This is a genomic window from Paenibacillus tabacirhizosphaerae (genome assembly GCF_040812395.1).
Classification (GTDB): domain Bacteria; phylum Bacillota; class Bacilli; order Paenibacillales; family NBRC-103111; genus Paenibacillus_E.
This window is the reverse complement of sequence record NZ_JBFNXH010000016.1, coordinates 124721-131167: the sequence shown is the minus strand read 5'-3', so window position 1 is coordinate 131167 and position 6447 is coordinate 124721. Positions and strand designations below refer to the sequence as shown.

At 44.8% G+C, this 6447-nt stretch carries 6 protein-coding genes; 5 read left to right on the top strand and 1 reads right to left on the bottom strand.

Features of this window, described 5'->3' with window-relative positions:
- Positions 1–1102 (top strand): non-ribosomal peptide synthetase (locus tag ABRS97_RS22790; protein ID WP_367819165.1); only part of this gene is annotated, 1102 nt, incomplete at its 5' end.
- 114 nt (positions 1103–1216) lie between these two features.
- On the opposite strand, the gene ABRS97_RS22785 is transcribed toward ABRS97_RS22790, so the two are convergent.
- The gene (locus ABRS97_RS22785) at positions 1217–2257 is read right to left on the bottom strand and encodes a hypothetical protein (RefSeq protein WP_367819167.1); all 1041 of its coding nucleotides are present in this window, start codon (positions 2255–2257) and stop codon (positions 1217–1219) included.
- 472 nt (positions 2258–2729) lie between these two features.
- Here ABRS97_RS22785 and ABRS97_RS22780 point away from each other — a divergent pair, with 472 nt between their 5' ends.
- From ABRS97_RS22780 to ABRS97_RS22765, 4 genes are all read left to right on the top strand, one after another.
- Positions 2730–3509, top strand: a complete 780-nt coding sequence (locus tag ABRS97_RS22780; protein ID WP_367819168.1) for a Calx-beta domain-containing protein — start codon at positions 2730–2732, stop codon at positions 3507–3509.
- A 175-nt stretch (positions 3510–3684) separates the two neighbouring features.
- Positions 3685–4053 (top strand): hypothetical protein, encoded by a 369-nt coding sequence (locus ABRS97_RS22775; protein WP_367819170.1) that lies wholly within the window; start codon positions 3685–3687, stop codon positions 4051–4053.
- Positions 4054–4312: 259 nt separating this feature from the next.
- Complete coding sequence (locus ABRS97_RS22770) at positions 4313–5269, top strand: peptidoglycan-binding protein (protein ID WP_367819172.1); 957 nt, start codon at positions 4313–4315, stop codon at positions 5267–5269.
- 274 nt (positions 5270–5543) lie between these two features.
- A complete protein-coding gene (locus ABRS97_RS22765; protein WP_367819174.1) occupies positions 5544–6440 on the top strand; it encodes a carbohydrate ABC transporter permease in 897 nt (298 codons plus the stop codon).
- Positions 6441–6447: the final 7 nt, after the last annotated feature.

The following is a 6447-nucleotide window of genomic DNA, read 5'->3' as shown; positions in this document are numbered from 1 at the left end:
CGAATCTGTGGTGGAAATCGGCGCGGATATTGTATTCCTTCCAACCGCTTTTCTTAAATATTTAGCTTCGGAGAAGCGGTATCTGGAGACGCTCTCCCGAGGTCGTGTGCGGCATATCGTCGTGGCTGGGGAACAACTGGTGATTCATCCGAACCTGCGTACTTATTTGTTGGAGCATGAAGTGACTTTACACAATCATTACGGTCCTTCCGAAACCCATGTGGTGACCTCCTACAGGATACAAGGCAAGGATCCTCTTCTCCCGAACCTGCCGCCGATCGGCAGACCTATAGCCAATACAAGCATCTTCATTATCGACCGATACGGGCACCTGCTGCCTGTAGGAGCGGCAGGGGAGCTGTGCATCGGCGGGGCCGGACTCGCCCGGGGGTACGTAAACAGCTCGGAGCTGACGGCGGAGAAGTTTGTGGAGAATCCTTTCTTACCGGGAGAGCGGATGTACCGGACAGGCGATCTGGCGAAATGGCTCCCGGATGGCAATATTGCGTATGTGGGACGCATCGACCACCAGGTGAAAATCCGGGGGTACCGGATCGAGCTGGGTGAGATAGAAGCGCAGCTGGCAGGGTTGGAAGGCATCTTGGAATCCGTTGTGATGGCCCGGCCCGACCCGTTGGGACAAAACCAGCTGTGCGCTTACTACATGGGAGACCGTTCGTATAGTGCAGGCGAAATCAGAACAGCGTTGTCGCGGACACTGCCGTCCTACATGCTGCCAGCCTACGTGGTCCAGCTCGAGAGCATGCCGCTGAACGCGAATGGAAAAGTGGACCGTAGGGCTCTACCTCTCCCTGAACCTGACGTTTCGGTGCAAATGTATAAAGCGCCGGAAAGCCCGATCGAGAAAGGGGTAGCCGCCATTTGGAAAGAGCTGCTCGGGATTTCCAAAGTTGGCATGCTGGATCACTTGGCGGACATGGGCGTCAATTCCTTGAGTTATATGCGGGCCATTGTGGCGATTGAAGAGGAATTCGATTTCGAATTTCCCGATGAGGATATGATTCCAGGCAAATTCATTACTGTCGCCGATGTGGCGGATTACGTGGAAAGCCGGATTTCGTTGACTCCAAGCGCTATGTAAGCGGGATGAACAGTCAAAAAGACTATTCCCTAACGTCAGAATGTGACGTCGGGAGTAGTCTTTTTGCAACGGCTATTCGTGCATTCTCTGCGAGCGTGCCTTATCCATCGTGGATTAAGCCTGAACCGATGCGGGGCGGGGGTTCTTCAATTCTTCCAGCAGCCCTCCCAGGATGTTCTTCTCGGTTTCCACGATCTTGCGGAGAAGCAGGATAACCCGATCGAGTAAACGGATGTTTCCGTTTAGGCCGAATTTCAAGAGCAGGTTTCTCATCGTAGCGGCATCATTCAAGATTTCCTCGTAGCCTTGGGGAAGCTCTGCACGAATCAAGCCGATTTCATGCATATACTGGAGTCTTTGATACATCAGCAGCTTATGGTCGTCCATGACATGAAAGAAGCGGAAGTCTCTCAGCTCACTACCCATCTTGATATCCTCGATATGCTGGATCAAATGATCATAACAAGCAATACCGTACGCGAGAACCGGAGTGGACAGCCAGGTCGGTTCACGGTGAGGCGTATAAGTGGATGTCAGATAATCTGACAAAGCGATCTTAACCCTTTCGGTATCGAAGGGAACGGAAACATCGGTCCTGTATTGGAAGAGTTCAATTCCTTTTAAAATATTCAATTCTTCCGTCAAATGAAGGATGGAGTCCGTTAACTGGGTATAAGAAACTTCAAAGATTCCGTACCGCATGGCACCATCCGTATTTTGATGGAAATCGGCCATGTAAAATATCTCTTGTTCATCGTCAAATCCGATGATCATCGGATCATGTTGTGCATGTTTTCGCTGATAGGTCGGATAAGCTGGAATATAGTACATATTTATGAACTGATAGATGTAATACCCTTTCAGCAGATTTTCTTTAAAAAACGATACCAGATCTCTCCCTGATTCCTGGATCTGCTGTACGGTCGTACGGGTCGTCTCAATCCAAGGACAATCCTCTTGGGGTGTAGTGAGATGAGAATAGTTGAGAATGGTGTCTCCTCCGCTCAAGCCCACAATCAATTCGATTTGAATGTAGCTCGAGTAGATCCAGGGTTTATAGGCGGGATGGCGCTGGGCAATGGAAAAAACATGCGACTGGTTGCCCCACGAGGTGACGATCGGCTGTTCCACGGGTAAGCTGACATGTGTTTTCATTGGGATTCTCCTCGGAATGGATTTGGATGATAGGTAAGAACCCTGCTGCAAGCAACCAAATGGTTTCTTGGTCGAAATTGGCTCCTAATATATAGTAGTATATAATAAAAAATGGTTTATTCGCTACTCTAAACGAGTAAAATAGACTGCGATTTTACTAGGAGTGGCGGGCATGATAGGCTAGCCTGCCATGCGAAACCCTTCTGGTTTCGCCCGTCAGTTTATTGTCGGCAAATGGCCTAAGTTCGGTATAAATATTCGATGAAATCCGCTCCTTACTTAACCAATAATTCTACTTTTTCGACAGTACATTTTCGACAGAAATTAACTTAAAAACTTCTACTATTAATCCTCTCGAACCATTGCAATTTATGCCAACAACTTCTAGTATTTAAGCTGTGAAGGGAGGATAATCGAAGAGTTGAGAGGCATGGAAAAGAGTAAATAACTGTATGTAGTGGAGGAGATGTCATTGGTTACATTAGCAAACAAAATTAAAATCTTTTTGTTTACAGTAATCTTTGCAGCATTTGGTTTATCGCCTGCTTATGCAGATACAGTAAAGAACGACACAACGCATCTTTCTCATCTAAAATTTACCTTCATAGAACGAATAGACGGTTATCCTCGAGTTCCAAATGTAAAAGTTGTTGCTTTCGATGGTGTGAAAAATTACTATTCAACCCCGAGTAATAAGCAAGGAAAGTCGGAAATATGGCTTCCTCCTGGAGTTTACAAATATACTTATCAGTTATTTGATAATTCAGGAAAGCCACTCAAAAAGGCGGAAGATTATCAGTGGAATGATTTATTTCTTAATCCTGAAGTAACTCTTAATTATGAGTATGAGGAGATCACAACTTGGATAAACCGTACAGATTGGCTTACTCCAGAGATGGGTTACGTTCATTTTGATTCAAATTCATTGATGAATTGGGGCGATGAAGGCACTACGGTTACACTAAATGTATATCGCACTGGTGATAATCGTGGAAAATTGAATGTCTACTTTCGGGTGAGTGATGATTCTGCAGAAGAGTTATTTGATTATGAAATACTAGGGAGTAATTATAGAAAAAAATACACATTACTTTTCAATGAAGGCGAATCCGTAAAGCCAATTAAAATATCCCTCCATCGCGATGATCTTAAAGAAAATCCCGAGTCATTCTCTATTGAATTAATTGACACCAACTTGCCGGAGGACCCTTTAACAAGAAGAGCTTTCGTCATGATTAAGGACAAAAACTAGACTGCGGCCCCAATCGTGCGGCTAAAATGAAAGCGATTACATAAGTGCATACGGAGAGATTATCGGGCAGAACGGCATCTCATTTAATTGGGATTGCAAATGGACGATTACCTTATGACCAAATACTTCCAAACTCATATACTTATACTATCAAATAAAAAGGAAGTGTTGATAGGTGGCCATTGCTATTAAATATTCCACAGGTCCAGTGGAAAACGCGATTGGAATAAACAAGCTGCCCGGTATCTCTCGCGTTGTATTTGCTAAAGCACTTAACAATAGCTCCAAGAGGGCTACTGTCCATGTCCGTCTTTTCAGATTGAATGGAAAAAAATCTTTGGTGGCTAGCCATACACTAACCCTTGCTCCGGGATCATCCGGTTTTGTGCAACTGAACGTTGCCCAGCTGTTTCAGTTCGAGATTGAGTTTATTGTAAAAGAAAAGAATGTACTGGTATCCGCTTGGGGCAAAAGAAATGGGGTACCCGTCGCTGTCCATCGCTTTACCCAAGAAGAAATGAATAAAATTTATATCAACGTCTAGGGTTTCGAATATCTGTTAGCGGCGGCGAAAGCTGCCGTTTTTTTCTATTTTCACTTCGTTGCTAAATAAGCTTGCTGAAATCGATAGCGCCATGTTTTGTTAAAATGTCTCTCCTGGAGGATCGCGCCAATCGACATTTCCTTCATAAAATATTTAGAAAAAATACCATAAAACACCAAAAATCCCGATTTAAATGATATATACTAGATTCAAATGGAAGATTATTGCCATTTACTATCATTTATTGGGAGGAAGTTAAATGTTGTTAAAAAGAAAACTGCTATCATTCACACTCGCAGCAGGCTTATTGTTTACGGGTATCACACCAGCACATGCAGCTACAACATGTTCAAGTGTCTTAACGCCAATGACAGATTCATTAGCAATAAAAATGGAGGCTGGACAGAATCTTATTTGGACCAATGTGAAACCGGAAGTTATTGCGGCTAAGGATACTTATGCTCAGTTGATAAAGGCCAAGGGGTGGACGATTACGTTCAGCTCAGCCTATCGCCCCTATCAATACCAAAGGCACTTATACGAAGTTGTTCAAAATAAAAATGTTTGCCAAGCCGAGATGGCCAAGCATGGTTTGGGTACTCTAGTTGCAGAACCTTCAGCTACGGCTCCGCATACAGTAGGCGATGCCTTTGATGCGACCGTAACTGATGAGAACGGCGTGGCACTTAACGGTCTTAAGTTTGTAAACAGTAAGCTGGTGGCTTTAGCTAAACAAGCAGGCTTGATCCTACCTTACCCAACGTCTGACGGGGTTCATCACATTCTTTCCTCCACGACAGGAACAGGGACGGTTTTGAAAGTAGGAGACAGTGGAGCCGCCGTCGTGACCTTACAAACCAACCTGAATCGAGTAGGATATACGTTAGCGGCAGACGGTAGTTTTGGTAGTGGTACGGAAGCGATCGTCAAGCAATTTCAATCGGCACATGGACTTACCGCCGATGGCATTGTCGGCTCTTCAACATCCACGAAACTGAGTGCCCTGGCAAGCACAACAACTGTTCTTCGGAACGGAAGTTCAGGGGATGAAGTTAAAGTGCTGCAAAGACTTCTTACCAAAAAAGGATATACGGTTACGGCGGACGGTAGTTTTGGTACGGGTACGGAAAGTGCGGTCAAGAAGTTCCAGACGGCAAAAGGCCTAACTAGCGATGGCATTGTGGGTTCCTCCACCTGGAGCAGCCTGCGCTCCTAGAATGGTCTGCGAAAGTCATTTACAAAACGCTCACACGAATTTAATATCCCGTTGACAATTAGCGTTTATGATAGATTCATCAATTAAATATTCAGCAGCAAACTGAGAATTCTGGGTCGAGAATATGAGAAAACCCTTGTTCAGTAAAGTGTGAAAAAGAGCTGGATCGTGCCTCTCTGTGCATGGGTCTGGAGATCTTATTTTACATTTTCGGGCAAGGGTTTTATTTTTTTGAAGGGATGTATGCGATTCATTTGGGTATGGGGGGATTTATTTGAAACAGCAAACGCTGCTATCAAGAAAAAGAATTGACTGGAAAGAAAATGCTTTTGCCTATGCGCTGCTGCTTCCATCTTTGGTCTTACTGGCACTCTTTACGTTTTATCCGACGATCAAATCGGTGTATTTGAGTTTTTTCAGCACCACACTCTCTGTCAATAAGTATGTAGGCTGGGATCAATATGCCCAAGTTCTGCAAGATGAAGTGTTTATCAAGGTGATGAAAAACAATATCCTGCTGTCGATTGGCACCGTGCCGACAAGCGTGCTGCTTGCGATATATTTGGCGGTTTGGGTGAATAACAAGCTGAGGGGAACGAGCATCCTGCGAGCGGCTTTCTTCTATCCGACAATCATCCCGATGATTGCGATTGCGAACATCTGGTTGTTTATTTATACGCCTGATTATGGTTTGCTGGATAAATTTTTAGGGTATTTGGGTTTGCCAATCCATAATTGGTTGGGGGATCCGCATTGGGTTCTTTTTAGCATGATTTTCATGGTGATATGGAAGGAATCCGGATTTTTCATGATTTTCTATTTGGCGGGACTGCAAAACTTGCCCAAGGAAGTGTACGAGGCTGCCGAGATGGAGGGAGCGAGTCCGTGGCGTGTGTTTCGTACAATCACGTTTCCGCTGCTGATGCCGACGACGCTATTCGTCATGATTATCGCGGTGACGAACTCCTTCAAGCTTGTCGATCACCTTTACATTATGACAAAAGGCGGGCCTGACAATGCAAGTAATCTGCTGCTGTATCACATCTACGAAACTGCGTTTAGTTTCTGGGACATGGGCAAAGCCTCTGTGCTGACGGTTATACTCCTGGCTATTTTGCTTGCCGTTTCGATATTTAATTACGCTTTTCTGGATAAACGCGTTCATTACTAGGGGGAAG